The organism is Paenibacillus sp. E194, assembly GCF_000935845.1.
Lineage (GTDB): Bacteria > Bacillota > Bacilli > Paenibacillales > Paenibacillaceae > Paenibacillus_B > Paenibacillus_B alvei_B.
Genome location: NZ_JMDX01000467.1, coordinates 1 through 1,727, shown reverse-complemented (window position 1 = coordinate 1,727; position 1,727 = coordinate 1). Strand labels below are relative to the sequence as shown.

Sequence of the window (1,727 nt, the reverse complement as noted above, 5' to 3'; positions counted from 1 at the left end):
TGATATGCTCCCATCATAGTAGACAGTAGGAAAAACAAAACTTCTACTGCTACAATGATGGGAGTTTTTCTAATGTCTAAAAGAAGTCCAGTATCTTTAGAAGTAAAATTACATGTCGTACAGCGGTGCCTTGAGCACAAGTCAAATCCAAACTATGAAGCGAATCAGCTAGGTGTTAGCTATCACACAGTTAAAGAATGGATAAGGAAATATAGAGAAAATGGTTTGGATGGGTTACAGGAATCAAGAACATGGAAAATATATTCAAATGAATTGAAACTAGCTGCGGTTAATGATGTATTGTCTGGTCATTCCTCTGTAGAAGAAGCGATAAAGAAACATCATATTTCGAGTAGAAGTGTTTTGGCGAAATGGATTTCCAAGTATACTAATGAGATAGAATTGAAACCTACACATAAAGGAAAAGGACTATCTCAAATGAACAAAGGGCGTAAAACAACTTTCGATGAACGCATTGAAATTGCACAATATACCATTGCTAATGGCTTGGACTATCAGAAAGCGATCGAGAAGTACGGTGTATCTTATCAGCAAGTGTACACATGGGTGCGGAAATATCAAGCTGGCCGTGAGGAGGCTCTTCAGGACAATCGCGGTCGCAAAAAGCCTGTAGAAGAACTAGATGAGCATGAACGTCTTAAGCTGCGGATTAAAGAGCTAGAAGCGCGAAATGAGTACCTAGAAATGGAGAATGCCTTCGCAAAAAAGTTGGCGGAGATCAAGCGACGAAATACACGCTAACCCTCGTTCGGCAAGTAGACTTGTATCAAGCGATTCAAGAACTGCACAAGGAAAAAGGTTACGCAATTACGAAGTTGTGTGCATTAGCTGGGGTTGCTCGATCTGCCTATTACAAGTGGTTAAAATGGACGCCATCCGCTACGGAGATTGAAGTCCATGCGTTGGCCAAGGAAGTAAAGCTTCGTTATGACAAGCGAAAAGGGATACTTGGCTATCGCCAAATGCGAACGCAATTAAACCGAAAGCTGAAAAAAAAGTACAACAAAAAGCGTTATTACCGAATTATGCGTGCTCTTGGACTCAAAGCAATCATTCGCAAAAAGCGACCGCACTACATGAGGGCCCCTGAGATTCATGTAGCTGAAAATGTAATGAACCGTAATTTTGATGCCCACTCTCCAAATACAAAGTGGTGTACAGATGTGACAGAACTGAAGTATGGAAATGGTCGCAAAGCCTACTTGAGTGCCATTATTGATGTATACGATAATTCCATTGTCTCATGGGTATTAAGCCATTCCAATAACAATAAACTCGTGATGGATACGCTGAAGAAGGCTTACGAGAAGAATCCCGGTGTAACCCCGCTTCTCCAAAGCGACAGAGGCTTCCAATACACGTCTCATGAGTATAATCGACTCCATATAAAATATGGATTTATGAAAAGCATGTCTCGTGTGAGCCGCTGCTTGGACAACCAACCTATTGAACGATTTTGGGGCACTTACAAATCAGAAAGCTATTATCTTGCGAAGTATGATACCTATGAAGATGTCCTCAAAGATGTTAACGAATACATTCGCTATTATAACAATTACCGCTATACAGAGTGTTTGGGTGGCTTGTCACCTAACGAATACCGACGAGCTGCATAATGAAAAAACCTCAGCTCTGTTAAACCGAGCTGAGGGAAAAAACGAACGATTTTTGTTTTTTTACACTGCCCACTTGACAGGGAGCACTTC

At 41.1% G+C, this 1,727-nt stretch carries 1 protein-coding gene and 1 pseudogene; both read left to right on the top strand.

Translation table 11 applies throughout. From position 1 onward, the window contains the following. Nucleotides 1-72: 72 nt before the first annotated feature. Complete coding sequence (locus AZ66_RS28945) at nucleotides 73-762, top strand: helix-turn-helix domain-containing protein (RefSeq protein ID WP_044358085.1); 690 nt, start codon at nucleotides 73-75, stop codon at nucleotides 760-762. Between the two features lie 17 nt (nucleotides 763-779). Continuing rightward, nucleotides 780-1,637 (top strand): annotated as a pseudogene (locus AZ66_RS28940) (IS3 family transposase); the annotation flags it as partial. Nucleotides 1,638-1,727: the final 90 nt, after the last annotated feature.